This is a genomic window from Allofournierella massiliensis (genome assembly GCF_004345265.1).
GTDB lineage: Bacteria > Bacillota > Clostridia > Oscillospirales > Ruminococcaceae > Allofournierella > Allofournierella massiliensis.
Window position 1 is genome coordinate 104,959 of sequence record NZ_SLUM01000009.1, and the last position, 24,131, is coordinate 129,089.

A 24,131-nucleotide genomic window follows, 5' to 3' on the forward strand; every position below is an offset into this window, starting at 1 on the left:
CAGGAACCCCTGTGCACAAGCCTTAACTTCAAGGGAGGGGATCGACCCATGAAATACTGTAAAAAATGCACCATGCCCGACACCCGGCCCGGCATCACCTTCGATGCCGAGGGCGTTTGCAGCGCCTGCCGCCACTACGAGAGCCGCTCGAAGGTGGACTGGGATGCCCGCTGGAAGGAATTTGAAGCCCTGTGCGACAAATACCGCGGCTGCAACGGCCCCGGCGGCTACGACTGCGCCGTTGCCGTGTCCGGCGGTAAGGACAGCCACTTCCAGGTGTACATCCTGAAAGAGGTCATGAAGATGAACCCCATCCTGTTCAGCGTGGAGGACAACTTCCCCATGACCGAGGCAGGCAAGCACAACCTGAAGAACATCAGCGAGGAGTTCGGCTGCACCATCATCAGCTGCAAGCCCAACATCAAGGCCCAGAAAACCCTGATGCGCGCCTTCTTCGAGAAATACGGCAAGCCCACCTGGTATGTGGACCGGCTGATCTACACCTTCCCGCTGCACATGGCCCTGAAGTTCAACACTCCCCTGCTGTGCTACGGCGAGAACGTGAGCTTTGAGTACGGCGGCAACGCCGACGAGGAAACCTATTCCGCCCGCGGCCAGATTGAAAACGGTGTGGCCGTCGGCTTCCCCGAGGAGGAGCTGCTCAGCTACGGCGTCTCTGCCAACGACCTGGCTCTGACCAAGGCCCCCACCGCCGAGGAGCTGGCTCGCCTTGACCCCTTCTACATGAGCTACTTCCTGCCCTGGAACAGCTACAAGAACTACCAGCTGGCCAAGAGCCGCGGCTTCCACGACCTGACCCACGAGTGGGATCGCCGCCATCATGTGGAAAACTTCGACCAGATCGACTCCCGCGCCTATCTGGTGCACTCCTGGCTGAAATACCCCAAGTTCGGCCACGCCGCCGCCACCGACTACACCGCCCGCTACATCCGCTACGGCCTGATGACCCGTGAAGAGGCCATTCCTCTGATCAGGGAGCGGGACGGCGCGCTGGATCCCCTGTGCGTGCGTGATTTCTGCGAGTTCTGCGGCTACACCGAGAGCGAGTTCTGGGCCATTCTGGACAAGTTCTACAACACCGACATCTTCCACAAGGACGAGTACAGCCGCTGGGTGCTGAATCACCCCATCTGGGAAGAGAATAAATAATCACAATTTGTGATACTGCGCCCCGCTTTTTGGCAAAAAAGCGGGGCGTTTTTTGCATTTGTCGTCAAACCGCGCAAAAAAATGCTTGACAAACCGTAAATTCGACGGTATCATAAACGCATACTATCATCCAAAAGCGAAGAAGAGAAGAGTAGGCTTTCGGCATCGACCCTTACTAGAGAGCCCCGACGGTGGAAACGGGCAGGGAACAGGAAGCTGAACATGGTCTCGGAGCTGCGTGTGCGAAGAGCATGAGTTCTAAGTGCCCGCCGGGAACGCCCGTTAAAGCGTCAGGCTGTAATCAGTTCATTTCTGCCGCAGCCGGAAAGGCCGTTGTCCCCGCAAGGGGCCGGTGAACCAAGGTGGTACCACGAAGTCTGTTACAGGCTGTCGTCCTTGTTGTGTTGCAAGGACGGCAGCCTTTTTGTTTTGCCGTTTTACCGCCGAACCGAAAAAAGGAGCGAAAGAAAGCAATCATGTTTGAAATCAAACATCTGTCCAAAATCTTTACGGGAAGCGCCAATAAGGTGGAAGCCCTGCGGGATGTTTCCACCACCATTCAGGATGGCGACATCTTCGGCATCATCGGCATGAGCGGCGCAGGCAAAAGCACCCTGCTGCGCTGCCTGTGCCTGCTGGAAAAGCCCACCGAGGGCCAGATTCTGCTGAACGGCAAGGATCTTGCCCACCTGAAGGGCAAGGAGCTGCTGGAGGCCCGCCGCCAGATGGGCGTGGTGTTCCAGGGCTACAACCTGCTGATGCAGAAAACCGTGGCCGAGAACGTGGCCTTCCCCTTAAAACTCACCCCCTACAAAAAGGACGAGGTGGAAAAACGGGTGGCCGAGCTGCTGGAGCTGGTAGGTCTTTCCGATAAAGCCGGCAGCTACCCCAGCCAGCTTTCCGGCGGCCAGAAGCAGCGGGTGGCCCTGGCCCGGGCGCTGGCGTCCAATCCCCAGGTGCTGCTGTGCGACGAGCCCACCAGCGCACTGGACCCACTGACGACCAAGAGCGTACTGGAGCTTTTGCAGGCCATCAACAAAAAACTGGGCGTGACGGTGATCATCATCACCCACGAGCTGGCGGTGGTCAAGGCCATCTGCAACCGGATGGTGGTCATCGACGGCGGCCGCTTTGTGGAGCAGGGCGACGCGGCCCAGATTTTTGAACATCCCCAAAGCGACGTGGCCCGCCTTTTGCTGGGCAAGGAGGAATAAACCCATGGCAGAATTTTTCGCAGAATACGGCAGCCTTTTGTGGGAGGGCACGCTGGAAACCCTTTATATGACCTTTGTTCCCACGATGGTGGCCTATCTGATCGGCCTGCCTCTGGGCGTGCTGCTCACCACCACCAAGTCCGGCGGCATCATGGCCGCCCCCCGCTTCAACGCGGTGTTCGGCTGGTTTGTAAACCTGTTCCGCAGCATTCCCTTCATGATTCTGATTTTCTTCGTTCTCCCCTTCACCCGGCTGATCGCGGGAACCTCCATCGGCGCTACTGCCGCCAACGTTCCCCTGTCCATCGCGGCGGCTCCCTTCGTGGCCCGCATGGTAGAGCAGAGCCTGGAGGAGATCGACGCCGGTGTTGTGGAGGCCGCCCGCTGCATGGGCGCCACCAACTGGCAGATCATCACCCGGGTGCTGCTGGTGGAAAGCGTGCCCAGCCTGCTGCGGGGCCTGTCCATCACCATCATCACCATCTTCGGCTACACCGCCGTGACCGGTGCGGTGGGCGCAGGCGGCCTTGGCAACATTGCCTTCCGCTTCGGCTACCAGCGTTACCAGAGCGACGTGATGTACGCCACCATCGTTCTGGTGGTCATTCTGGTGTGCATCATCCAGAGCGTTTGCAACCTGCTGGCCCGCAAGGCCGACAAGCGCAACCGCTGATTCCCTTTTCCTTTTGAAAAAACAGCGCCCCGCCCGGCGGCGCGCGAGCCTGACTGGTGCGCTGTTTTCGCTTTTCAACGCTTATTATCAACCCATCAACATAGAGGAGTGTGTATCATGAAAAAACTGATTTCTCTGGCTCTGTGTGCCGTTCTGGCCGTGAGCCTGACCGCCTGCGGCGGCAAATCCGGCGGCTACAAGATCGGCATCCCGGCAGACGCCACCAACGGCGGCCGCGCCCTGCAGCTGCTGCAGAAGCAGGGTATCCTGACCCTGACCGAGGGCGTTGGTCTGGAGGCCACCGAGCGGGACATTGCCGAAAACCCCTACAACGTGGAAATCGTTCCCATGGAGGCCGCTGCCCTGCCCAGCAGCCTGCCTGATCTGGACTTCGCCGTGATCAACGGCAACTACGCCTCCGGCGCCGGCATCGGCGACACCGTTCTGGTGAGTGAGGACGCCGAGAGCGTGGCCGCCCAGACCTACGGCAATGTGCTGGCCGTGAAGGAGGGCCGGGAGAACGAGCCCGCCATTCAGGCGCTGGCCGCTGTGCTCATGAGCCGGGACGTGCAGGACTGGATTGCCGCCAACTACAACGGCGTGGTGATGCCCATGGGCGTAACCGACGCCACCATCCCCGAAATCACCGAGCCCGTTACCCTGAAGGTGGGCGCTTCCCCCAGCCCCCACGCCGAGATTCTGGAGTATGCCGCCCCCATTCTGGCCGAGCATAACGTGACTCTGGAGATCGTGGAATTCGACGACTACGTGATGCCCAACACCGCCGTGGAGGACGGCAGCCTGGATGCCAACTACTTCCAGCACCAGCCCTATCTGGATGACTTCAACGCCGAGCAGGGCACCCACATCGTGAGCGTGGTCACCCCCCACTACGAGCCCATGGGCATCTACCCGGGCAAGACCGCCGATCTGAGCGTGTTCAGCAAGTAATTTCCCCATCCCCAAAAAATGCAACCAATAAAAAAGAGGAAGCCCGCAGGCTTCCTCTTTTTTATTGGTTTTTCGGTCAGGCTTCTGCTGACTGCTGCACCGCCTCGGCGGGCTTGCGATCCTCTTTCGGCAGCCATTTGCCGCACTTGTAATACACCACAAAGCAGATGCTGGTGATGACCCAGCTCACCGGATAGCTGTACAGAACGGTGGTAATCTCCCGCCGGAAGGGAACCACAAGGAACACCCACAGAATACGCAGGCCGCACACGCCGCAGCCGGTAAGGATCATGGGGATCAACGCCTGACCGCAGCCGCGGATTGCGCCGGACAGAATCTCGATGCACACAAAGGTCACATAATAGGGCATCATGTTGCGGACCATCACAGTACCGATCTCCAGCACTGCCGCATCCTGGGTGAACATGCGCAGGAAAATGCCCGAGCAGCTGACCATCAATACGCTCATGGCAACCGCGGTGCCCGCGCACATGGCAAGGCAGACATGCACACTCTTTCGCACCCGGCTGTACAGCCCTGCGCCATAGTTCTGGCCCGCGAAGGTGGTGATGGCGATGCCGTAAGCGCCGCTGACCATCCAGAAAAAGCCGTCCACCTTGGAAAAGCTGGTCCAGGCTGCCACCGTATCGGTGCCGAAGGAGTTGATGCAGCTTTGCAAGATCACGTTGGAAATGGCGTACATGTTGCCCTGAATGCCCGCCGGGATGCCCACCTGCAGCACCCGGCTCAGGCTGGCCTGATCGAAGCCCAGCCGGGTTTTGTCCAGCCGATAAATGGCGGAGGTTCCGCTCAGCGAGATATACACCAGCGCGGCGCTCACCCACTGGGAAATCATGGTGGCAAGGCCCGCGCCCAGCGCGCCCATGCCCATCACCGCCACAAACACAATATCCAGCACAATGTTTACCAGGCAGGCCACGATCAGAAAATACAGCGGGCGCTTGGTGTCGCCCACCGCACGCAGGATGCCCGCGCCCACGTTATAGAAAAACGAGGGGATCATGCCCAGGCAGTAGGCGATCAGATACTGCACCGCGTATTCCATCACATCGTCCGGGGTCGCCATGGCCACCAGCGCGGGCCGGGCCGCCAGAATGCCCACCACCGTGAACACCAGACCGCCCACCAGCGACATGGCCGCCGAGGTGTGCACGGTCTTGCGCACCCGTTCCGGGTCCCGTGCGCCCACGCCCTGCGCTACCACCACGGTGGTGCCCGCAGCCATGCCGGTGAACAGGTTGACCACGATGTTCACCAGATTGCTGGTACCGCCGCCCACCGCGGCCAGCGCCTGCTTGCCCACGAACTGGCCCACGATAATGGCGTCGAAGGTGTTGTAAAGCTGCTGGAAGAAGGTACCGAACAGAATGGGAAAAAAGAACACCAGAATCTGCTTCCAGATCACGCCCTGCGTGATCTGATTTTCCGCGCTGACGGAACGCGACATATCACAAAAACCTCTTTTCTGAAATTCACTTCCGGGGCCTTTCGGCTCCAATGGCAACACTTCAAAGCCACAACAGTATAGCACGATTGCACCGCCGTGTCGACCATCGTTATTTCTTTGGCGCAAATTCGGTAATTTGCCCAAAGCCATGACAAGTTGGCAACAAGTTCTTTATAATATAAAGGCAAAGCCGGTGTGATATAAGAGATTGACGTTTTCTCATCTCGCGCCGGCTAATACCGGCGCCCTCAGCCGGGCACAGAAAGGGAGACCCGCCCCATGGCACACATTCTCATCGCCGAAGACGAAACCGCCATCAACAATCTGATCCGCTCCAATCTGAAGCTGGTGGGCCACAGCTGCGCCCAGGCCTTCACCGGCCCCGAGGCGCTGGAGCTGGCCCGGAGCCAGAGCTTCGATCTGGTTTTGCTGGACGTGATGCTCCCCGGGCTGGATGGCTTTGCCGTAAAGGCCAAGCTGCCCGTCGATCTGCCGGTGATCTTTGTGACCGCAAAGACCAGCCTGTCGGATAAACTGCAGGGGCTGGGCCTTGGCGCTGAGGACTACATCGTGAAGCCCTTCGAGGTACTGGAGCTGCTGGCCCGGGTGGAGATTGTGCTGCGGCGGGGCGGCAAATCCGCCCGCACCTTCACGCTGGACGGGCTGCGGGTGGATCTGGATGCACACCGGGTCTTTCTCCACGAAGAGGAGATTCCCCTCACCCCACAGGAATACAGCCTGTTGGAAGTACTCATCACCAACCGGAACCTGGCCCTCAGCCGGGAAAAGCTTTTGAACCTTGCCTGGGGCTACGACTATGAGGGCGAAAGCCGCACGGTGGACGCCCACATCCAGCGGCTGCGCAAAAAGCTGGAGCTGGAAGGCCGCATTCAGACCGTTTACAAGCTGGGCTACCGGCTCAGCACCCGCTGAAAGGGGCTTTTCATGAAAAAGATTACCCTGAAATACTGGCAGAAAACCTATCTGGCCACGCTGGCGCTGTTTCTGTGCTGCCTTGCGGGCAGCATCGGGGCGGTGTTCAGCCTGGGGCAGCGGCAGAACTTTTCCTCCACCGTGAATGAGGCGCTGGCCCAGCAGCAGTACCTGATGCAGAGCCTTGTGCAGGATGCCCAGGCTGTGGCTTCCTCCCGCCCGGCGGCGCTGCCCAATCTGTATGAATACTATGCCACCCAGTATGCGGGCGGCGGCATCCCGCTGGAGGTGGCGGAACAGTGCACAGTGCTCTGTTCCACCCTGCCTGCTGTGGAGGGCGAGCGCACCCGGCCGGAGGTTCCTGAGGGCCAGCGGGTCTATCTGGTGCAGCCCACCGAAGAGGGTCGGCAGCTGTTTGTTTCCTCCCGGCTTTCCACCGTTTCGCCGGATACCATCGTCACCTGTGCCTTTCCCATGGAAGGGTTCTATCAGGAGTGGGCCCGCATCCGGCTGCTGTTTCTCATCATCGGCGGGGTGGTAAGCGGGGTATTCGCCATCGCCCTGTATCTGGTGCTGGCCCGGATGTACCGGCCGCTGGCCCAGGTGACCGGCACTGCCCGGGCCATTGCGGCGGGCGACCTTGCCGCCCGCGCGCCGGACAAACGGCGGGATGAGGTGGGCGAGCTGGGCCGTGCCATGAATCAGATGGCCGGTCAGGTGCAGCGCAAAATCGACGAGCTGGAAACCGCCGCCAGCCAGAAGCAACAGCTGATCGACAATCTGGCCCATGAGATGCGCACCCCCCTCACCGCCATCGGCGGCTGGGCCGAAACCATGCAGCGGGCCCAGATGGACCCGGAAGAGCTGATGGAAGCCACCGACACCATTTTGTTCGAGAGCCGCCGGGTGCTGGCGCTCAGCCAGCAGCTTTTAAAGCTGAGCGTGCTGCGCGGCGAACCGCTGGAGCTGGCCCCGGTGGACGCTGCAGACCTGCTGCACCGGGTGGAGCGCACCATCGCCCCCAAGGCCCGGGCCCGGCAGGTAACCTTCACGGTGCTGCCCCCTGCCGAACCGGTGGAGCTTCTGGCCGATGAGGTGCTGCTGGAAAGCCTGCTGGTGAACCTGTGCGACAACGGGGTAAAAGCCTGCGCCGCCAAAGGGCAGGTGCGGCTGGCCGTTCACAGCACACCGGGCCGGGTGCTGCTGACCGTAACCGACAACGGCCGGGGCATGGACCGGGAAACGCTGGCCCATCTGGGCGAACCCTTCTACCGGGCGGACAAGGCCCGCAGCCGGGCCGAGGGCGGAGCCGGGCTGGGGCTTTCGCTCTGTTTTGCCATCGCCCGCCGCCATGGCGCTTTGCTGGAATTCGAGAGCAAGCCGGGCCACGGAACCCGGGCCACGGTGACTTTTACAACTTCGCAATAAGTTTTTACCGCTTCGCAACACACCGCAGCTTTTGCGGCAACAGGTGAGCAGTAAACTGAAGCCAGAAAATACGCCGGGGCCTTCTTCCCCGGCTGCGCCAAGGAGGATGTTATGATGAACCGTCGCCCCATTGCACTCGGCCTTACGGCCACCCTGGCTCTGGCCGCCTTTTCCGCCTGCTCCGCCCCCGGCAATACCCCGGTGGCCGTGAGCGACCCGGTGAGCACCGCTGCCAGTACCACCGCCGACCCGGTGGACCAGCTGGTGAATCATTATGATTACAGCTATCTGGACGCCACCCAGGAACTTTTTGATCTGAGCGCCAATACAGATCCCAGCGACCAGTTTCTGCCCGCGCCCCGGGAAGGGAATTTTCTCAGCGAACAGGAGCTTGCAAACCTTGCCGCCGCAATTTTTGAAAAGGACACCGGACTGGATTTCTCCCAGCAGCAGTTTGAGCTGGTCTTTCACCGGCAAACCTGGTTCGATGTGACCAATAATCTGGTGGATGTGACGGTATATCTGCCCGGCTGTGACGAAACACAGGAGCCGAAAACCCTGACGGACTACGCCCATGGCAACCCGGCACTGACTGTCAGTGCCCAGCTGGACGCAGCGACCGGCAGGCTGCTTTCCTACTCCGGCTCGTTCACTCCGCAGCAGCCGGTGACCGACGATACCCGCGAAGCCGTTTATCTGGAACGGGCAAAGGCACTGTGTACCGCTGCCGGGCTGGGCGAGCTGAGCGACTGCCGGTATTCCGCCGCCGATTCCCTCACCCAGTCCCTCTGGGCCACGCTGGAAAACGGCGACCGGGTGGTGTTCCATCTGGACCATCCCCGACTGACGTTTGAGAATGTCACCGCAATGGGCGGGCAGGGCCGCGTGGACGCGCTGCTGAAAAACGAAATTGTGGACGATGGAGGGATGAGCCAATGAAATTCTGTCAATGCCTGGCCGCCGCCCTCTGTGCTGCTCTGCTTTTCACCGCCTGCTCCGCCCCCGGCAACACCCCGGTGGCCGTGAGCGACCCGGTAAGCACCGCTGCCAGCACCTCCGCCGACCCGGTGGACCAGGCAATTCAGGCACTGAATTACACCTATTTCGATGTGACAGACGAAATGACACAGGGGGAATATCACGATCCCCTTTTCACCTATGCACCGCCATCGGACGGGCATCCGGATTCTCAGGCACTGGTCAACCAGGCGGCCGCCATCTTTGAGCAGGCCTGCGGTGAAAACTTTTCCGATCAGGAATTCATCCTTTACTACTACAGCTCTCCCTTTTCCTATGATCAGCAGACGGTGGCACACATTCAGACCACGCTGCCCAGCACCCGTTTGCTGGAGGATGAACAAATTCCAAAAGAACGATACGAAAACAAAAAACCGGAAGCACTCTATAAACAGCATGCCAGAAACATGACCATCGTTTCGCTGGATCTGGATGTGGAACAGGGCTCCGTGCTGCATTTCGGTGGTGCATTTTCCTTCGATGCTCTGGACAAGCTGCCTGAAAATTACGATGAGCTGCGCAAAGCATTGTGGCCGGATCAGATCTCCAGTTTCTGCGAAGCGGCAAATCTGGGCACACCCGCTTCTGTGAAGTTTTCCAACGATCAGGCTTCCTCGGTATGGGTTACACTGGAGAACGGAGACATCTGCCGCTTTTCTCTTTCTCTTGCCGGAATTGTAGGTTTTGACAATCTGACCCGCGCCGGTGGAGACGAAGCCGTGCAGTCCGCTTTGGACAAAGATGCCGGACGCTGAGGAGGGATTTACCATGACATATCGTTCTGTTCTTGCCGCCCTCTGCGCCGCCCTGCTCCTTTCCGCCTGCTCCGCCCCCGGCAATACCCCGGTGGCGGTGAGCGACCCGGTGAGCGCTGCTGCCAGCACCGCCGGGCAGATCGTGGAGGATTACGAGTTCCGGTTTATCGATCGCACCGCCGAGAAGATCGAGGAATACAAAACCTACGACCCCGCCGAGGGGCAGCCCACCCCTGCCCTGCCCCGGCCGGAATTCCTGCCCACCCAGGACATTGCCAAAAAAGCAGGCGAGCTGTGCCAGTCCGCCCTTGGGATGGACCTTTCCGCCCAGCTGATTGCGCTGTGCTACATGGAGGACCCGAACCTTTCCCGCACCCAGTCGGTGGTGGAGGTCAGCGTACCCATTCCCAGCAGCGAGGAAATCCCGCTGTTTCAACGTGCCGCTGAGGTATTTCTGTGCATGGACCCGGTGACCGGTGAGCTGTTCCGCTATTCCCTTTATCCGGGGCAGGGCTGTGCCGACCCGGAGCAGCCCCAGAAGGACACCTGGCCCGAACTGGCGCAGAACTTCTGCACCGCTGCCGGTCTTGGCCAGATCCAGAGCACCGAATTCACCGATGAGGGCAGCGCCTACCAGGACTGGCTCTGGGCGGTTCTGGAAAACGGCGACACCGCCCTGTTCCAGTTTTCCACCGGCAACACCCTCACTTCCTTTGAAAACGTGACCGCCACCGGCGGGCAGGCACGGCTGGACGCCCTGCACCAAAAAGACGCCATCGACCGCTGAGGAGGGATTTACCATGAAACATCGTTCCGTTCTCGCCGCCCTCTGCGCCGCCCTGCTCCTTTCCGCCTGCTCCGCCCCCGGCAATACCCCGGTGGCCGTGAGCGACCCGGTGAGCGTCTCTTCCAGCTCCGCGCCGGATCCGGTGAGCGCCGCACTGGACGCCTGCGATTACGCTTACCACGACTACACAGAAGAATTTGTGGCCGAGCACCCCGACCCGGTCCAGCTCAACAACGGGCTGGACGGTGCGCCGGATTACTACAAAAGCTATGTCCAGCCGGACGAGGCCTGCATGGATGTGCAGCAGGCAGTGAACACCGCCGCCTGCTGGATGGAAGCCGCCAGCGGCATCCCTCTGGCGGAATACCAGTTCACCACCTATGCCTTCCGCCGCACCGATTACCAGAACGGCGAGCGCACCATCTGGAGCGTGGATTGCTGGCAGGCCCCGGACGGCACCGACGAAGGCAGCTTCCACTTCATCGCCCTGCTGGATGCCATCAACGGCCAGCTGCTTTCGCTGAATGTGAAGCCTCCCCTGAACAGCGGGCTGTACGCCTCTGATTCCTCCGATTCGCTGGAGCTGTTTCGGGCCATGCTGCCCGCCCTGTTTGAGGAGATGGGCCTGCCTGCGGTTGAATCCGTGCAGCAGGCCGAAGATTCCTCCAACAATCTTGCCCCGGTACTGATCTCCACCGCTTCCGGCAATTACCGGGCCGACTACGGGGTTTCGGAGAAAACCGCCCAACTCACCTTCCTCGCGCTGGACGGCGCATTTCTGGTCTGATCCGCCCACATGATAAACACAGCCCGCCATGGTTTTTGCACCATGGCGGGCTGCGTTGTTTCTGTTTGATTGTGTAACCGGTCAGGCGGCCATTGCCCGGCGGCCCACACGGCCCGCCCAGGCCAGTGGGCCCTGATACACCACCCGCAGCGGCTCCAGATAGGCAAAATCCTCCGGGCGCACCAGACTGGGATGATCCGGCAGCTCCAGCGCACCTGCCTCCTGCAATGTCTGGGCCACAAACTGGCTGCACACAAACTTGTTGCGCCGCTGGTGGGCAATGCCCAGCCAGGCCAGCGCCAGACCCAGCACGTCGTAGCCGTAGTCCAGCTGGCGGCGCTCCATCTTTTCCAGGCGGCGGGCAATACGGTCGTAGGCCTTCTGGCTCACCGGCAGCTCCAGCACAAGGCTGTCCGCCGTGCCGCTGCGGCCGTATACTCCGTCGTACAGATTCTCCCTGATAAAACCGGCAGGCAACGGCGCGATCTCGTAGCGGCGGGCAAAGCTGTACATCTGCTCCAGATCCCGGTCCAGCGCAAGGCTCACATGAGTATAGCGGTTGCCGGTCAGGCCGTGCATGGCCCGTGCAAACAGGGTGTCGGTGCGGGATAACAATAAGTAAACATTCGGCATGATTCTGGCTCCTTTCGCCGCAGCTCTCCGGGGCGGGATTCCCCGCGTCCGGGCGGGCGGTTTGCGTTCATCCGGAAGTCCCTACCGGTTCAGTAGGTTTCCCTTTGTTCATATAACGAGCCTGAATCCGGTGTTTCTTCACCTTTTTTCAAAAAAATTGACACACTGCCCGCTTGCACCTATAATAAAAGCACTTTCCCCGGCAGCGGGGTGTGAGGAGGGGATTTTCCATGCGCCATCTGGGCACACAGATTCTGACAACCGAGCGGCTGCTTCTGCGCCCGCTCACCGCCGCGGACGCCATTGCCATGTTCGAGAACTGGGCCAGCGACCCGCAGGTGACCCGCTTTCTGCGCTGGGAGCCCCACAAAGACTGGCTGGAGACCGCCCAGCTGCTGGCCGGCTGGGAAGCCCTTTACCAAAACCCGGACTACTACCAGTGGGGCGTCTGCCTGCGCGGGTCGGACGCGCCCTTCGGCAGCATCAGCGTGATGGAGGGCGAGGAGCAAACCCCGGCCCTCTGGCGCACCCCGGGGCTGGACCATTCCGCCGGTGTGTGGGAGGCGGGCTACTGCTATGGCCGCGCCTTCTGGGGCAAGGGCTACGCCACCGAGGCCCTGTGCGCGGTGCGGAATTTCTGGTTCCGGCAGGTGGGCGGGCAATGGATGGCCTGCTGCCACGCGGCGGAAAACCCCGCCAGCGGCCGGGTGATGGAAAAGGCCGGCTGGGTGTGGGACCACGACAGCCTCTACCACAAATTCGACGGCACTCCGGTGGCCTGCCGATGCTATGTGAACCAAACCCCTGATTTCTGATTTGATAATCTGACGCGATAAAAGGAGCTTTTATGAGTGAATTGATGATTCAAGACAAGGAACCCGTGAAGGTGGTTCTGCTGGGGCTGGACCTGGGCCAGTTCGACGCGGACCGCAGCATGGAAGAGCTGAGCGCTTTGTGCGAAGCCAACGGCATGGAGGCGGTGGCCCAGATTGTGCAGCGGCGCGCCGCCCCCGAGGCGGGCACCCTGCTGGGCGAGGGCAAGCTGGAGGAGGCAAAGCTCTACTGCCAGAATCTGGGGGCCGAAGCGGCCATCTTTGACGGCGAGCTCTCCGGCAGCCAGATCCGCAACCTGTCCGAACGGCTGGACGTGGAGGTGCTGGACCGCACCATGCTGATTCTGGAAATCTTCCGCAGCCGGGCCGTAACCAATGAGGGCAAGGTGCAGACCGAGCTGGCCATGCTGCGCTACCGGCTGCCCCGGCTGCAGGGTTTGGGCGAGAGCCTGTCCCGTCAGGGCGGCGGCGGCGGTGGTGGCGGCGGCGCCCGGCGCGGTGCCGGTGAAAGCAAGCTGGAATATGACCGGCGGCACATTCACCGGCGCATCGAGGCGCTGGAGCAGAAGCTCACCGAGCTGGAAAAGCGCCGTGGCGAAAACCGCCGCGCCCGCCAGAAGGCCGGCACCCCGGTGATCAGTCTGGTGGGCTACACCAACGTGGGCAAATCCAGCCTTCTGAACGCGCTGTGCGGGGCCGAGGTAATGGAGGCAGACATGCTGTTCGCCACGCTGGACCCCACCGCCCGCAAGCTGACCCTGCCCAGCGGTTTGAACGTGATTGCAGTGGACACGGTCGGCTTTGTGAGCCGCCTGCCCCACAAGCTGGTGGAGGCCTTTAAAAGCACGCTGGAGGAGGCCGCCTATTCCGACGTGATCGTAAAGGTGGCGGACGCCGCCGACGAGGAGCGGGAGGAACAGCTGGCCATCACCGATCAGGTGTTGGCGGAGCTGGGCTGCGAAGGCATCCCCCAGCTGACCGTATACAACAAGTGCGACAAGGCCGGCGCCACCCCCTTTGACCCGGCAGTGATTCTGACCAGCGCCAAGACCGGCAAGGGTCTGGATGATCTGCTGGCCGCGCTGGACGCCGCCCTCTCGGACCGGGTGCGGGCGGTGAAGCTGGTGCTGCCTTACGACAAGCTTGGTCTGGCCGAGGCCATGCGCAGCCGGGGCAGCGTTTCGGTGGAGGATTACCGGGAAAACGGAGTCTACTTCGAGGGCTTCGTAAAGAGCAGCGACCTGCACATTTACCTGCCTTATTTATTGGAAAATTAAGATAGAACGCAGAAAGGCCCGCCGGAAAACCGGCGGGCCTTTCTGCATAGAGGGGTGGGAAAGTATAATAAGTGAGAAGTTATCATATTCAGGGGTGCCTGTCTGGCACTGTCTTTAGTATACCCATTTTTCTTAATATGTCAAATTGAAAAGCCGGTTTTCTCTTTCCTGTTCCCCTTTACTTTTGCATTTTTACTTTATATAATTAAGGAAACCCGCAAAATTCTTTCCATCTTTTTTAATTGTATATTTTCTCTATATTTTTTCTTAACTTTGTCAACTTTTTGTGTCACTTTGTTGTCATCCGGAAGGGAGTTGTTTTTTTGGACGATTTAGACAAAAAGATCCTGATGCTTTTGGAGCAAAATGCCCGTATGCCTGTGAAGGACATTGCCCGCCATGTGGCGCTTACCAGCCCGGCGGTGTCCAGCCGGATTCGGCGGCTGGAGGAGCAGGGCGTGATTGCGGGTTACACTGCCCTGCTGCGGGATCCCCAGCGCCAGAACAGCATCGACGCGCTGATCAGCGTGTCCATCGCACCGGCAGACCGGGAAGAATTCCTCACGCTGGCCCGGGCCGACGGGCAGGTACGCCAGTGCTTCCATGTGACCGGCAGCCACAGCTTCATTGTGAAGGTGAGCTGCGAAAGCATGCAGCAGCTGGAGCAGCTGATCACCCGGTTCCAGCGCATGGGCCCCACCAGCACCCAGATCATCCTGTCCACCCCGGTGGAGCGGGGCTCTTTTTTCAGCCCGGCGCAATAATCCGGGAGGCTGTTTCGTATTCCAGTCACAGGGGCAAACAAACGGCTGTTTGCCGGCGTCATGTTTCATGACCGGCCGGCCTTTGGGGCATACTTGCAGCAAAGGGCCGTTTTCTCCCGCCGCCGGCGGGGCTGCCCATTGACAAAGGAGTGTTTTTATGAAACGTTTGATTTCTATTCTGCTGGCCGGTGTGCTGGCTGCCGGGCTGGTGGGCTGCGCCTCCTCCGGCGCGGATTCCGCCGCCAGCCATACCCCCGCGGACTACACCGCCGCTCTGGCGGACAGCCGCACCGAGGAGGACAACAGCAACTACACCATCTTCACGCTGGAGGATGGCAGCTACACCGCCAGCAAGGGCTACGCCGAGCATCTGGACTCGGAGGCCATTGCCAGCCAGGGCCAGATGAGCCTGGAGGTGCTGGGCCTTGCTGCCGAGGATGTACAGAGCGCCGCATACAGCGTGTCGCTGATGAACGTGAAGGCCTACGGCGTGGCCATTGTGAAGCCCGCCGAGGGCAAGACCGATGCGGTAAAGGAAGCCCTTTCCGGCTTCATCGAGGCTCAGAAGTCCGCGCAGGAGAATTATCTGGCCGACCAGTACGCCATCGCCAAGGCCGCCAAGCTGGAAACTTTGAAATCCGGTGAAGTAGTGCTGGTGATGTGTGAAAATCAGGACCAGGTGTTCCAGAGCATCGAGACCGCGCTGAAATAACCCAATGAAAACAGCTCCGGCCCGCAATTCCCTTTTAAAAGGGACGCGGGCCGGAGCCTTTTGTTTGCGAATCAGCCGCTGTTTTTCTGAATATAGATACGCAGCGCCTGGATCATCAGCAGCAGAACCCTGATGCTCAGCACCAGCACCGCCACACCCAGCGCCACCAGCGCCAGATTTACCAGCACCATCAGCCAGCTGAAAATCGCGCCGATTCCAAAACCAATGGACATGGAACACTTCCTCCCTTTCTTTTCAAATCGCTGTTTTTCCCATCATACCATAAAGCGATAAAGAGCAAAAGCCTGCATTGCCCGCCGGACAAAAGTTTGTTATAATGGCAGATGAATCAACAATACAAAAGAGAAAGGCGGTTTTCGCCAATGAAAGCCACTGTGGTGATCCCCAACCTGAACGGGGCCGGCTGGCTGCGGGATTCCATCGAATCCGTCTGGGCCCAGACCATGCAGGATTTTGAACTGATCGTCATCGACAACGCCTCCACCGACGAAAGTCTGGAGATTGCCCGCAGCTATGTGGGCCGGGAAAACTATACCCTCATTGAAAACGACCACAACACCGGATTCTCCTACGCGGTGAATCAGGGCATCCGGGCCGCAAAGGGCGAGTTCGTGGCTCTGTTCAACAACGATGCCTTTGCCGAGCCGGACTGGCTGGAAAACCTGATTCGTGCCGCCGAGGCCGACGAGCGCATCTTCGCAGTAAGCAGCCTGATGATCCGCCACTTCGAGCGGGAGCTGGCAGACGACGCGGGCGACTATGTGACCATTCTGGGCTTTGCCTGCAAGCGGGGCGACGGCATGAAGGCCAGCCGTTACACCAAGCCCTGCCGGGTGTTCTCCGCCTGTGGCGGCGCGGCCCTCTACCGCAAGCGCATTCTGGACGAAATCGGCCTGTTTGACGAAAACTTCTTCGCCTATTACGAGGACGTGGACATCAGCTGGCGAGCCAACAGTCTGGGCTATAAAAACGTCTACTGCCCCACCGCCAAATGCTACCACATCTGCGGCGCCACCACCGGCGCGGTGCGCTACAACCCCTTCAAGAGCATCCAGAGCGGGCGCAACAGCATTCTGCTGCCCTACAAAAACATGCCCATTCTGATGTTTATTCTGAACATCCTGCCGCTGGCGGCGGGCTATCTGCTCAAGGCCGCCATGTTCCGGCTGCGGGGCTTCGGCCCGGCCTACGGGCAGGGCTTCAAAGAGGCGCTGAAGGTGATGGGCAAGCTGGAAAAGCCGAAATTTCGCTTCAAAAACCTGCCCAACTACGTGTTTATCGAGCTGTGGCTCATTGCGGACACCTTCCGCTACATCGTCTACCGGGTGCAGCGGGCCTTCCACATTCAATAAGCGCTTTTCCCCTCGGCGTTCGCCGGGGGGATTTTTTTGCTCCTTTTTCACCCGCCGGGAAAATGACAAAAATATTTGTCAAAAGCAATTGACAACGATCCTTGTCATTGCTATACTGATAATGACAAAGATGCTTGTCATTACGACAGGAATCTTTTGTAACACAGCAAAGGAGGTCGAGGCTATGCCGCTGGGAAATCGGCTCAAGGAGCTGCGGGCGGCCAAGTCGCTGAATCAGCAGCAGCTGGGGCAGCTGGTGGGGGCGTCCCGCCAGACCATCAGCCTGATCGAGCGGGGGGATTACAATCCCTCCATCACGCTGGCGCTGCGCATTGCCCAGGTATTCGAAACGCCTGTGGAAGAGGTCTTTTATCTGACGGGGGAGGAAGAGCAATGAAACCGAAAACCGAGAAAAAGAGCAGCTGGGTCTATGTGAAATTTGCGTTGATCGTCGTGGTGGCCGGGCTGTTTGGCGCAGCATGCAACATGATTACCGGAACCAATTTTGAGAGTTTTTCCCATCTTGGGGACTCTCTGAGCCGGGGGCTTTACGGTGCAGGCGTTCCGCTGCTGGCCTGCGGAATGCTTCTGGCCATTGCCGCCACCGGCCTGTATCTGGCGGCCAAAAAGCCCATGGCCCGGGCCGATGAGGACGACGAAGCCTACGAGCAGGCCAACCGCCGGCTCTGCCTGTCCATGATTCTGACCACCCTGGGCTTCCCCTGGTTCATGCTGACCATGGGTCTTTGCTTTTCCCCCGCCATGCAGGAGGAAAACCTCGCGCTCACCGGGCTGGGGTTGCTGCTTCTGATTGCTCAGCTGGTCTGGTTCTCTGCTCTGCAGGCCATCGTGATCAGCGCCACCAAAAAACTGTTCCCGGAAAAGCGGGGCAACGTGTTCGACACCAAGTTCCAGAAGGACTGGTACGCCAGCTGCGACGAGGCCGAACAGAAAACCATCGGTGATTGCAGCTATTTCACCTTCCGGATCATGAACATCCTTTATCCCATCGTCATGGTGGCGCTGTTCATGGTCGGGTCCACCTGGACCATCAGCGCCCTGTGGTTCGTACTGCTGGGCGGACTGTGGCTGGTGCAGACTCTCGCTTATCAGCTACGCTGCTACTGGCTGCAGCACGTAAAATCCCACCGTTCCTGAGAAAGGAGAACTGACAATGAAAACCAACTGGACCGCTGTCGAAAAACGGCAGCTTGTGATTTTTGCCCTGGTGGCCTTCGCCCTGCCCTATCTGCTGGGCATTCTGATGGGCTTTGCCTACCATGCAGGCAGCAACGTGAAGGTCTTCCCCTCGGCCCAGATGTTCTACCCCGCCGCCGGAGCGATTCTGGCCCTCCTGCTCACCCGCAGGGAGGACAAAACCCTTCCCCGCAAATTCTATTTCTGTTTCCTTGCCGTGACGGCGCTCATGGCCCTGTGCGCCATTGCCAGCGCCATCGCCCCTTCCCTGCCCTGGGAGGGCGTCAGCAATGGCGTCATCATGGCGGGCAGCGTACTGTGCTGGGTCTTTTACTTTGCCGACGGCAAAGCCCGCCGCACCGCCTGGGGACTGCGGCTCAACCGCTGGGTATTCGCTGCGTTTGCGGTGTTCGTGGTGCTCTACGTTGCACGGCTAGCTCTGCTCAGCGGGCTGATGGTTCTGATCGACCCGTCCCTGGCTGCCAGCGAAAGCAGCAGCGGCGTCACCCCGCTGTATTTCACCATCATGCTGGTGAGCATGCCGCTGAACTTTCTGCTGGTGTACACCGCCTTTTTCGGGGAGGAGTACGGTTGGCGCGGCTTTTTGCAGCCCCTTCTGCAAAAGCGCTTCGGCCTGCGGGGCGGCATTCTGGTGCTGGGCGTGGCATGGGGGCTGTGGCATCTGCCCATCAACATCTTCTTTTACAGCCCGAATACCTGGGGTCTGAGCGTGCTGAATCAGGTTGTGCTCTGCATCTGTTACAGCGTATTCTTCGGCTTTGCCTACATGAAAACCAGAAGCATCTGGGCGCCGGTGCTGATCCACTTTTTCAACAACAACGCCATTACCCTGTTCGCCGATCCCAATGCCATCCAGAATCAGGTTCTGGACTGGACCAGTGTGCTGCTGGGCTTTGTGGCGCTGGCGGTGCTGTATCTGCCCTTCTTCGCGTCCAAAGTGTTCCGCAGCGGGCCGGTGGTGGAGCTGCCTTTCCCGGCAGAGGCGCAGCCCACCGAAGCCGCACAGCCTGAAACGGCTGAATAACACTGTTTTTCCCCGCGGGGGTGCATTGCCACCCCCGCGCTTTTTTGCTATAATAGGGAGAAGTTTCGCGAACTGGAGGGAACCGTTTGTGGATGTAATCCTGATCATGTGCCTCGGAGTGCTGGTGGGCAACCGCTTTTTCCCCAGGCAGTATAAAAAGCTGTGTGAACGGCTCCAGGTGGTGTGCACGCTGGCGCTGATCTTCTGTATGGGCACCATGCTGGGCCAGCGGCCCGGCTTTTTGCAGGAGCTGGGTCAGCTGGGCCTGCAGAGCCTGGTATTCTGCCTGATTCCGGTGGCCTTTTCGGTGGTCTTTGTGTATCTGCTCACCTGCCGTTTCATGAACGGGCGGGAAAAGCGCAACAAGCGGAGGTAAGCGGCCCATGGTAATTTTAGCGGTAATCGCCCTTGTGGGCGGCGTTGTTTACGGTCTTTCCGGGCTGGAGGTTCCTCTGCTGACTCTGCTCACCGACCATTCGGATCTGGTGCTGTATCTGCTCATGTTTCTGGTGGGCATCAGCATCGGCATGCACGAGGGTATCTGGGCCAAGATCAAGCAGTACCACATCAAAGCCTTTCTCATTCCCATCGGCATCATTCTGGGCTCGCTGATTGGCGGCGCGGTATGCGCCCCGCTGCTGGGCTTTTCGGTGGAGCAGGGCACCATGGTGGCAAGCGGCCTGGGCTGGTACAGTCTGGCCGGCGTGACCATCGGCAATCTGGCCGGGGCGCAGCTGGGCAGCATTGCCTTTTTGAGCAACCTGATGCGTGAGATCATCTCCTTCTTCCTGATCCCGCCCATCTCCCGCCGCCTGAACTACTACACCTGCATCGCCCCCGCTGCCGCCACCAGCGAGGACACCACCCTCTCGATGATGATCCGCTTCACCGACGAGGAAACCGTGGTGCTGTCGGTGTTCAACGGGGTGGTCTGCTCGGCCGCAGTGCCGCCGCTCATCTCGCTGTGCGCGGCGCTCTTCTGAATTTCTTCGGGTTTCGACACAAAAAGAACCGGGCCGGAACGCTGGCATTTCGCTGGTCGTTCCGGCCCGGTGTTTTTTCTGTTTATTCCTTTTCGCCAAAGCCCAGAGCGGAGAAATCCACCTTCACCGGCACATGATCCGGCGAGTAGATCATCTTGCCCCGCCAGACCGAGGCCGGCAGCGGCTCCACCGGCTGTTCCACCGGCTCCTGGGGTGTTTCGGTGGGCTCCTGCGGCGGGCAGGGTTCCTCTTTCGGCGGATAGACTCCGCTTTCCGGCGCGGCAGTCCAGTCCTGCTCTGCCGAAGGTGCGGGCTGCTGCTCCTGCGCCGGGGCCGCGGGGGCGGTATCCGGTGCGGCAGGCTGCTCGGTCTGCTGCGCTTCAAACGCCCTGTTCTCCTCCAGCGCGGCCAGCAGTTCCTCCTCGGTGAGCGCCCCCTGATCCGGGTGCTCAAATCCGCTGAATCCGTTCATCTGCGGGGCAGCCTGCGGCTCCGCTCCATCTGCCGTCGGCTCCTGTGCGGGCAGGCGCAGCTCCTGCGCCACCCGCTCCATGGCCGAGCAGTCTGCAGGCAGGTCGGTCATGCTGTGGCCATAGTGGGCGAACAACACCTGACGCTCCCCATCCACCACCAGCGTAAGGGGCAGCTGATGGCGCTCGTTTTTCGCGGGGGAATAGCCCTCCTGCCGGGCCTGCTTGATAATACGCATGCCCTCCAGCGAGTAGCAGCGCAGCATTCCCTGCTTCTGGGGAATCTGGAAGTAATCGTACAGCGCGCCCTCTGCGTCGCAAATCAGCTCAAAGGGCAGCGAGCCTTTGGGCGCAACCCGGGCAATGGCCTCCGGCCGGGAACGCACCACACAGGCCAGTCGGACGCTGCGCAGCGCATAGATGGTCTCCAGATACTGGGTGATGAAATGCCGGGTGATGGGATGCCCGAAGTTGGGCAGAAACACCATGAGCACCGGGCCATCCTGCTGCAAAAAGCCGGAAAAGCTCTTCTGGGGCTCGTAGGGGGTGTCGTAGGAAAACGCCGGGAGCTTGTCCCCGGCCTTTAAACGCTTGGCCATGCCAGTCATACTCCTTCAAAAATCCGGTTGGAACACCGGCACAAAATCAAAAGGCGAAGCAGCGGCGCACAGGCGCTGCTGTTCCACTTTATTGTAGCACAACCGCCCCGGCTCCTGCAATGGGAGCTCCTGCCGGCTAGCTGTAAAACTTTTGTGCAAAAGGGCGTGCCGTGCGGCGCTGAAAATGGAAAGATATGCTATAATAAAGAAAATCCATCGAGCTGTTAAAGGAGGAATTTTTCATGCATGAAGCCGTGATTCAAAACACCGAGCGCCGCATCCAGCGCACCATGGAAGCCTTGCGCGCCAACAATATGGAGGCCTATTATGTAAAGACTGCCGCCGAGGTTCGCCCCTTTGTGGAGCAGATGATCCCCGAAGGCGCCGTGGTTTCCAACGGCGGCAGCGTGAGCCTGGCCGAAACCGGCGTAATGGATCTGCTGGCCAGCGGCCGCTACCAGTATCTGGACCGCAGCAAGGTGACCGGCGAGGAGCTGGACGCATTGTTCCGCCAGGTATTCAGCGCCGACTGGTATCTGGCCAGCACCAACGCAGTGACCGAGGCCGGTGAGCTTTACAACGTGGACGGCACCGCCAACCGGGTGGCCGCCATCACCTTCGGGCCCAGGAACGTGCTGCTGGTGGTAGGCTGCAACAAGATCGTGAAGGACATTCACGCCGCCGCCCGCCGGGTAAAGGAAATTGCCGCCCCCGCCAACACCGACCGGCTGAACTGCAAGACTCCCTGCGCGGTGACCGGCACCTGCGCGGACTGCCACAGCCCCGCCCGCATCTGCTGCACCACCACCATCCACCGCTATCAGCGGATTCCCGGCCGCATCAAGGTGCTGCTGGTGGGCGAGCCTCTGGGCTTCTGATTGTTCTGATCACAAAACAAAAATGCGCCGCTCCGCTGCTTTGTGCAGGGGGCGGCGCATTTTACTTTTTGTTTGCAGGCTTTCGGGCAGGCCGGCGCAGATATCCCGCCTGGATGGTCAGCTCCGGGCGGCGCACCCTGCGCAGCAGCTCGTCCTTTTCCGCCTCGCGGCCGGGTTCAAAATCAAACTCCCGGTATTCGGCACGGGGGCTGGTCCCCGCCCGGCTGGCGTAGATGTGGCTTGCGCCGTGGTAATCGCCCTTTCCCATGGGGGTGAATTCCTCCTTTTGCCGTTGGATACAAAAAGCCCCCGGTTCTTTTAAAAGGACCGGAGGCTTCTGTGTTTTCAAATAGCCCCGCCTTGCCGTCTGCAGCCAATCAAAACCTACCGGATGGCAGGTGGGTGCCCTGTGGCCGTTTTTCCACTCCCTTCTTCCGTACTCCCCTTGAAGGGGCGGGAGGTCTGCGGTCCGGCGGTCAACTCCGGGCTCCCTGAATTTGATTAGTAGGATTATTTAAAGCTGCAACAAATCGCACAAGGCAGGATGCTAAGCGTGTTTGGGCGGCAGGCTTACTGCTCGATGTCGAAGAATTCGCGCAGGCGCTTTTCGAACATATTGCTCACTTCGTAAAGCTCCTCGTCGTCCTCCACGATATCCAGGTACTCGCCCTCCGCGTCCTGGCCGACCTTCATCAGGATCAGGTCCAGGTCAGCGTCCTCCAGCTCTTCCTCATTCTCCACATAGGGAACGAGGGCCATATAGTGAACGCCCTTGTGGTCGGCTGCATCGATCACCTCAAAGGTGTGCTCTTTGCCTTCCTCGTCCTCCAGGGTCACCAGGTCGGGGGTGTAATCTTCTTCCTGCTCGGTGACAGGGGTGTTGTTCTCAGCCATGTTGCTCTCCTTCTTCGGGCGGGCCGGTGGGCCGCGCCTGTGTGATCTGCTAGATAAAGTTTACCCTTTTTTGCCCACTGCGTCAATAGAAAAACGCAACAAAAGCGGGTGTGAAAGTTTTATAAAATACTTGGGCCGATCGGTTTTTATTTTTCCCGGCTTTGTGGTATAATATGTATTACTTGTACGGCAACGCCGCACACTTCACGGACGGACGCCTCAGGCGCGCTCCTCCACCTGGAATGATACAGCGTTGCCCTATCACGAAATTACAGGAGGACTTCTTCCTTGCGCAGATTCATTGCTTTGGCAGCGGCCGCCCTGCTGGCAGCCGGCCTGCTGACGGGCTGCGGCGGCGGTGCCGCGGGCAGCTCTATCAAGCGCCCTCAGGTGGAAAGCGAAGAGCTTCAGTTCCAGGCACCCGCCGAGGGTGACCCCATTGCCATCTTCAACACCAGCGCCGGTGAGGTTCGGGCCGTTCTTTACCCGGATGTGGCGCCCATGGCGGTGGAAAATTTCACCCGCCTTGCTCAGGAGGGCTATTACAACGGCACCAGCTTCCACCGGATCGTTTCCGGCTTTGTAGTGCAGGGGGGCGACGCTTCCGGCAGCGGCACCACCGGCTCCACCATCTGGAACAACAACCCCTATCCGAAAGAGATCTCGGACCAGCTGCACCATTATTCCGGCGCGCTGTGCGCCGCCTTCAGCCCGGACGAAAGTGTTTCCGGCCTGAGCCAGTTCTATTTTGTGCAGTCCCTGCCCGAAAAACTGGACGACAGCCTGCGCACCCAGATGGAAGAAGCCGGCGTGCGCACCGAAGTGATTGAAGCCTACGACGCGGCGGGCGGTCTGCCCTATCTGGACTATACCGACACCGTGTTCGGCCAGATTTATGAGGGCATGGACGTGGTGGACACCCTTGCCCAGAGCGAAGTGGATGAGAACGGCAAGCCCCTGGAGGACGTGCTGCTCAACAGCGTGACCATCAGCACCTACGGCGCGGCAGACCCTGCCCCTGCCAGCGGCAGTGATGGGGCTTCCGCTTCCTCTCAGGCCTCCAGTGCGGCGCAGAGCGCGCCCCAGAGCGCTTCACAGAGCACCAGCCAGACGGAATGATTTTCAAGAGCGTACGCGCTGCGTACGCTCTTTCAGCTTGTAGAAAAACCTGCTGTGACAATCAAGCCAGAGCAGGTTTTTGCATGAAAAGTAAAAGAACAGAGAAAAAGGAAGAAGATTTCCTCTCCATCTTGTTGGTTTGCGGAGATCCGACCCTGGATGGGTGGCGTT

The 24,131-nt window shown here is 59.9% G+C and carries 28 protein-coding genes and 1 other RNA gene; 22 read left to right on the forward strand and 7 right to left on the reverse strand.

All coding sequences use genetic code 11. The annotated features are described in order from the left end of the window. Positions 1–48: 48 nt before the first annotated feature. From EDD77_RS06920 to EDD77_RS06935, 4 genes are all read left to right on the forward strand, one after another. Positions 49–1,170: an N-acetyl sugar amidotransferase gene (locus EDD77_RS06920; protein WP_058963645.1), complete on the forward strand. Its 1,122-nt coding sequence runs from the start codon at positions 49–51 to the stop codon at positions 1,168–1,170. Positions 1,171–1,646: 476 nt separating this feature from the next. Continuing rightward, positions 1,647–2,384 carry a methionine ABC transporter ATP-binding protein gene (locus tag EDD77_RS06925; RefSeq protein WP_058963646.1) on the forward strand — a complete coding sequence of 246 codons (738 nt, stop codon included), beginning with the start codon at positions 1,647–1,649 and terminating at the stop codon, positions 2,382–2,384. 4 nt (positions 2,385–2,388) lie between these two features. Continuing rightward, positions 2,389–3,057: a methionine ABC transporter permease gene (locus tag EDD77_RS06930; RefSeq protein ID WP_058963647.1), complete on the forward strand. Its 669-nt coding sequence runs from the start codon at positions 2,389–2,391 to the stop codon at positions 3,055–3,057. A 117-nt stretch (positions 3,058–3,174) separates the two neighbouring features. Further along, positions 3,175–4,008, forward strand: a complete 834-nt coding sequence (locus tag EDD77_RS06935) for a MetQ/NlpA family ABC transporter substrate-binding protein (RefSeq protein ID WP_058963648.1) — start codon at positions 3,175–3,177, stop codon at positions 4,006–4,008. Between the two features lie 76 nt (positions 4,009–4,084). Here the strand turns inward: EDD77_RS06935 and EDD77_RS06940 are convergent, their stop codons facing one another. After that, positions 4,085–5,476: an MATE family efflux transporter gene (locus EDD77_RS06940; protein WP_058963649.1), complete on the reverse strand. Its 1,392-nt coding sequence runs from the start codon at positions 5,474–5,476 to the stop codon at positions 4,085–4,087. 279 nt (positions 5,477–5,755) lie between these two features. On the opposite strand from EDD77_RS06940, the gene EDD77_RS06945 reads away from it, so the two are divergent. The 6 genes from EDD77_RS06945 to EDD77_RS06970 all read left to right on the forward strand — a co-directional run bounded on the left by EDD77_RS06945 (position 5,756) and on the right by EDD77_RS06970 (position 11,183). After that, positions 5,756–6,409: a response regulator transcription factor gene (locus tag EDD77_RS06945; RefSeq protein ID WP_058963650.1), complete on the forward strand. Its 654-nt coding sequence runs from the start codon at positions 5,756–5,758 to the stop codon at positions 6,407–6,409. A gap of 12 nt (positions 6,410–6,421) precedes the next feature. Beyond that, complete coding sequence (locus EDD77_RS06950; protein ID WP_058963651.1) at positions 6,422–7,837, forward strand: sensor histidine kinase; 1,416 nt, start codon at positions 6,422–6,424, stop codon at positions 7,835–7,837. A gap of 111 nt (positions 7,838–7,948) precedes the next feature. After that, the gene (locus EDD77_RS06955; protein WP_132587352.1) at positions 7,949–8,776 is read left to right on the forward strand and encodes a hypothetical protein; all 828 of its coding nucleotides are present in this window, start codon (positions 7,949–7,951) and stop codon (positions 8,774–8,776) included. Then, a complete protein-coding gene (locus EDD77_RS06960; protein ID WP_058963653.1) occupies positions 8,773–9,609 on the forward strand; it encodes a hypothetical protein in 837 nt (278 codons plus the stop codon). The genes EDD77_RS06955 and EDD77_RS06960 overlap by 4 nt, the downstream gene beginning before the upstream one ends. A 13-nt stretch (positions 9,610–9,622) precedes the next feature. Continuing rightward, positions 9,623–10,396: a hypothetical protein gene (locus EDD77_RS06965; protein ID WP_058963654.1), complete on the forward strand. Its 774-nt coding sequence runs from the start codon at positions 9,623–9,625 to the stop codon at positions 10,394–10,396. 13 nt (positions 10,397–10,409) lie between these two features. Then, entirely contained in the window at positions 10,410–11,183 is a 774-nt protein-coding gene (locus EDD77_RS06970) for a hypothetical protein (RefSeq protein WP_058963655.1), read from the forward strand. 81 nt (positions 11,184–11,264) lie between these two features. Here EDD77_RS06970 and EDD77_RS06975 read toward each other — a convergent pair whose 3' ends face one another. Further along, the gene (locus EDD77_RS06975) at positions 11,265–11,816 is read right to left on the reverse strand and encodes a hypothetical protein (RefSeq protein WP_058963656.1); all 552 of its coding nucleotides are present in this window, start codon (positions 11,814–11,816) and stop codon (positions 11,265–11,267) included. 230 nt (positions 11,817–12,046) lie between these two features. Between EDD77_RS06975 and EDD77_RS06980 the strand changes: the two genes are divergently transcribed. From EDD77_RS06980 to EDD77_RS06995, 4 genes are all read left to right on the forward strand, one after another. Further along, on the forward strand, positions 12,047–12,631 hold the full coding sequence (locus EDD77_RS06980) for a GNAT family N-acetyltransferase (protein ID WP_058963657.1): 585 nt from the start codon (positions 12,047–12,049) through the stop codon (positions 12,629–12,631). Positions 12,632–12,663: 32 nt separating this feature from the next. Then, positions 12,664–13,926 (forward strand): GTPase HflX, encoded by a 1,263-nt coding sequence (gene hflX / locus EDD77_RS06985; RefSeq protein ID WP_058963658.1) that lies wholly within the window; start codon positions 12,664–12,666, stop codon positions 13,924–13,926. A 323-nt stretch (positions 13,927–14,249) separates the two neighbouring features. Further along, the gene (locus EDD77_RS06990; RefSeq protein ID WP_058963659.1) at positions 14,250–14,690 is read left to right on the forward strand and encodes an Lrp/AsnC family transcriptional regulator; all 441 of its coding nucleotides are present in this window, start codon (positions 14,250–14,252) and stop codon (positions 14,688–14,690) included. A gap of 157 nt (positions 14,691–14,847) precedes the next feature. After that, positions 14,848–15,402, forward strand: a complete 555-nt coding sequence (locus EDD77_RS06995) for a DUF4358 domain-containing protein (protein WP_058963660.1) — start codon at positions 14,848–14,850, stop codon at positions 15,400–15,402. 71 nt (positions 15,403–15,473) lie between these two features. Here EDD77_RS06995 and EDD77_RS18020 read toward each other — a convergent pair whose 3' ends face one another. Next, positions 15,474–15,635 (reverse strand): hypothetical protein, encoded by a 162-nt coding sequence (locus EDD77_RS18020; RefSeq protein ID WP_156417372.1) that lies wholly within the window; start codon positions 15,633–15,635, stop codon positions 15,474–15,476. 150 nt (positions 15,636–15,785) lie between these two features. Here EDD77_RS18020 and EDD77_RS07000 point away from each other — a divergent pair, with 150 nt between their 5' ends. The 6 genes from EDD77_RS07000 (at position 15,786) to EDD77_RS07025 (ending at position 20,000) form a co-directional block, all read left to right on the forward strand. Continuing rightward, a complete protein-coding gene (locus EDD77_RS07000) occupies positions 15,786–16,775 on the forward strand; it encodes a glycosyltransferase family 2 protein (protein WP_058963661.1) in 990 nt (329 codons plus the stop codon). A gap of 184 nt (positions 16,776–16,959) precedes the next feature. Continuing rightward, the gene (locus tag EDD77_RS07005; RefSeq protein WP_058963662.1) at positions 16,960–17,172 is read left to right on the forward strand and encodes a helix-turn-helix transcriptional regulator; all 213 of its coding nucleotides are present in this window, start codon (positions 16,960–16,962) and stop codon (positions 17,170–17,172) included. Then, positions 17,169–17,933 (forward strand): DUF3169 family protein, encoded by a 765-nt coding sequence (locus EDD77_RS07010; RefSeq protein WP_058963663.1) that lies wholly within the window; start codon positions 17,169–17,171, stop codon positions 17,931–17,933. The genes EDD77_RS07005 and EDD77_RS07010 overlap by 4 nt, the downstream gene beginning before the upstream one ends. A gap of 16 nt (positions 17,934–17,949) precedes the next feature. Next, the gene (locus EDD77_RS07015) at positions 17,950–19,017 is read left to right on the forward strand and encodes a CPBP family intramembrane glutamic endopeptidase (RefSeq protein ID WP_058963664.1); all 1,068 of its coding nucleotides are present in this window, start codon (positions 17,950–17,952) and stop codon (positions 19,015–19,017) included. Positions 19,018–19,105: 88 nt separating this feature from the next. Beyond that, positions 19,106–19,393: a hypothetical protein gene (locus tag EDD77_RS07020; protein ID WP_058963665.1), complete on the forward strand. Its 288-nt coding sequence runs from the start codon at positions 19,106–19,108 to the stop codon at positions 19,391–19,393. 7 nt (positions 19,394–19,400) lie between these two features. Continuing rightward, positions 19,401–20,000: a lysine exporter LysO family protein gene (locus EDD77_RS07025; protein ID WP_058963666.1), complete on the forward strand. Its 600-nt coding sequence runs from the start codon at positions 19,401–19,403 to the stop codon at positions 19,998–20,000. An 82-nt stretch (positions 20,001–20,082) separates the two neighbouring features. Here the strand turns inward: EDD77_RS07025 and EDD77_RS07030 are convergent, their stop codons facing one another. Continuing rightward, positions 20,083–21,069, reverse strand: coding sequence for a thioredoxin domain-containing protein (locus EDD77_RS07030; RefSeq protein WP_058963667.1), 987 nt, complete (start codon positions 21,067–21,069; stop codon positions 20,083–20,085). Between the two features lie 242 nt (positions 21,070–21,311). Here EDD77_RS07030 and EDD77_RS07035 point away from each other — a divergent pair, with 242 nt between their 5' ends. Beyond that, complete coding sequence (locus tag EDD77_RS07035; RefSeq protein WP_058963668.1) at positions 21,312–21,947, forward strand: lactate utilization protein; 636 nt, start codon at positions 21,312–21,314, stop codon at positions 21,945–21,947. 61 nt (positions 21,948–22,008) lie between these two features. On the opposite strand, the gene EDD77_RS07040 is transcribed toward EDD77_RS07035, so the two are convergent. From EDD77_RS07040 to EDD77_RS07050, 3 genes are all read right to left on the reverse strand, one after another. After that, positions 22,009–22,215, reverse strand: coding sequence for a hypothetical protein (locus EDD77_RS07040; RefSeq protein WP_058963669.1), 207 nt, complete (start codon positions 22,213–22,215; stop codon positions 22,009–22,011). A gap of 80 nt (positions 22,216–22,295) precedes the next feature. After that, positions 22,296–22,496, reverse strand: a non-coding RNA gene (gene ssrS, locus EDD77_RS07045) — 6S RNA. 21 nt (positions 22,497–22,517) lie between these two features. Continuing rightward, positions 22,518–22,841 (reverse strand): DUF1292 domain-containing protein, encoded by a 324-nt coding sequence (locus tag EDD77_RS07050; RefSeq protein ID WP_058963670.1) that lies wholly within the window; start codon positions 22,839–22,841, stop codon positions 22,518–22,520. Positions 22,842–23,129: 288 nt separating this feature from the next. On the opposite strand from EDD77_RS07050, the gene EDD77_RS07055 reads away from it, so the two are divergent. After that, positions 23,130–23,960 (forward strand): peptidylprolyl isomerase, encoded by an 831-nt coding sequence (locus EDD77_RS07055; RefSeq protein ID WP_077138508.1) that lies wholly within the window; start codon positions 23,130–23,132, stop codon positions 23,958–23,960. The last annotated feature ends 171 nt before the right edge of the window (positions 23,961–24,131 follow it).

Coding starts and splice junctions, on each gene's coding strand:
- EDD77_RS06980 (WP_058963657.1), top strand. CDS start 12,047: ATGCGCCATCTGGGCACACAGATTCTGACAACCGAGCGGCTGCTTCTG.
- EDD77_RS06940 (WP_058963649.1), bottom strand. CDS start 5,476: ATGTCGCGTTCCGTCAGCGCGGAAAATCAGATCACGCAGGGCGTGATC.
- EDD77_RS06930 (WP_058963647.1), top strand. CDS start 2,389: ATGGCAGAATTTTTCGCAGAATACGGCAGCCTTTTGTGGGAGGGCACG.
- EDD77_RS06960 (WP_058963653.1), top strand. CDS start 8,773: ATGAAATTCTGTCAATGCCTGGCCGCCGCCCTCTGTGCTGCTCTGCTT.
- EDD77_RS06925 (WP_058963646.1), top strand. CDS start 1,647: ATGTTTGAAATCAAACATCTGTCCAAAATCTTTACGGGAAGCGCCAAT.
- EDD77_RS06950 (WP_058963651.1), top strand. CDS start 6,422: ATGAAAAAGATTACCCTGAAATACTGGCAGAAAACCTATCTGGCCACG.
- EDD77_RS07035 (WP_058963668.1), top strand. CDS start 21,312: ATGCATGAAGCCGTGATTCAAAACACCGAGCGCCGCATCCAGCGCACC.
- EDD77_RS07030 (WP_058963667.1), bottom strand. CDS start 21,069: ATGGCCAAGCGTTTAAAGGCCGGGGACAAGCTCCCGGCGTTTTCCTAC.
- EDD77_RS07010 (WP_058963663.1), top strand. CDS start 17,169: ATGAAACCGAAAACCGAGAAAAAGAGCAGCTGGGTCTATGTGAAATTT.
- EDD77_RS06975 (WP_058963656.1), bottom strand. CDS start 11,816: ATGCCGAATGTTTACTTATTGTTATCCCGCACCGACACCCTGTTTGCA.
- EDD77_RS18020 (WP_156417372.1), bottom strand. CDS start 15,635: ATGTCCATTGGTTTTGGAATCGGCGCGATTTTCAGCTGGCTGATGGTG.
- EDD77_RS07005 (WP_058963662.1), top strand. CDS start 16,960: ATGCCGCTGGGAAATCGGCTCAAGGAGCTGCGGGCGGCCAAGTCGCTG.
- EDD77_RS06970 (WP_058963655.1), top strand. CDS start 10,410: ATGAAACATCGTTCCGTTCTCGCCGCCCTCTGCGCCGCCCTGCTCCTT.
- EDD77_RS06955 (WP_132587352.1), top strand. CDS start 7,949: ATGATGAACCGTCGCCCCATTGCACTCGGCCTTACGGCCACCCTGGCT.
- EDD77_RS06920 (WP_058963645.1), top strand. CDS start 49: ATGAAATACTGTAAAAAATGCACCATGCCCGACACCCGGCCCGGCATC.
- EDD77_RS07000 (WP_058963661.1), top strand. CDS start 15,786: ATGAAAGCCACTGTGGTGATCCCCAACCTGAACGGGGCCGGCTGGCTG.
- EDD77_RS06945 (WP_058963650.1), top strand. CDS start 5,756: ATGGCACACATTCTCATCGCCGAAGACGAAACCGCCATCAACAATCTG.
- EDD77_RS06995 (WP_058963660.1), top strand. CDS start 14,848: ATGAAACGTTTGATTTCTATTCTGCTGGCCGGTGTGCTGGCTGCCGGG.
- EDD77_RS07025 (WP_058963666.1), top strand. CDS start 19,401: ATGGTAATTTTAGCGGTAATCGCCCTTGTGGGCGGCGTTGTTTACGGT.
- EDD77_RS06965 (WP_058963654.1), top strand. CDS start 9,623: ATGACATATCGTTCTGTTCTTGCCGCCCTCTGCGCCGCCCTGCTCCTT.
- hflX (WP_058963658.1), top strand. CDS start 12,664: ATGAGTGAATTGATGATTCAAGACAAGGAACCCGTGAAGGTGGTTCTG.
- EDD77_RS06935 (WP_058963648.1), top strand. CDS start 3,175: ATGAAAAAACTGATTTCTCTGGCTCTGTGTGCCGTTCTGGCCGTGAGC.
- EDD77_RS07050 (WP_058963670.1), bottom strand. CDS start 22,841: ATGGCTGAGAACAACACCCCTGTCACCGAGCAGGAAGAAGATTACACC.
- EDD77_RS07015 (WP_058963664.1), top strand. CDS start 17,950: ATGAAAACCAACTGGACCGCTGTCGAAAAACGGCAGCTTGTGATTTTT.
- EDD77_RS07040 (WP_058963669.1), bottom strand. CDS start 22,215: ATGGGAAAGGGCGATTACCACGGCGCAAGCCACATCTACGCCAGCCGG.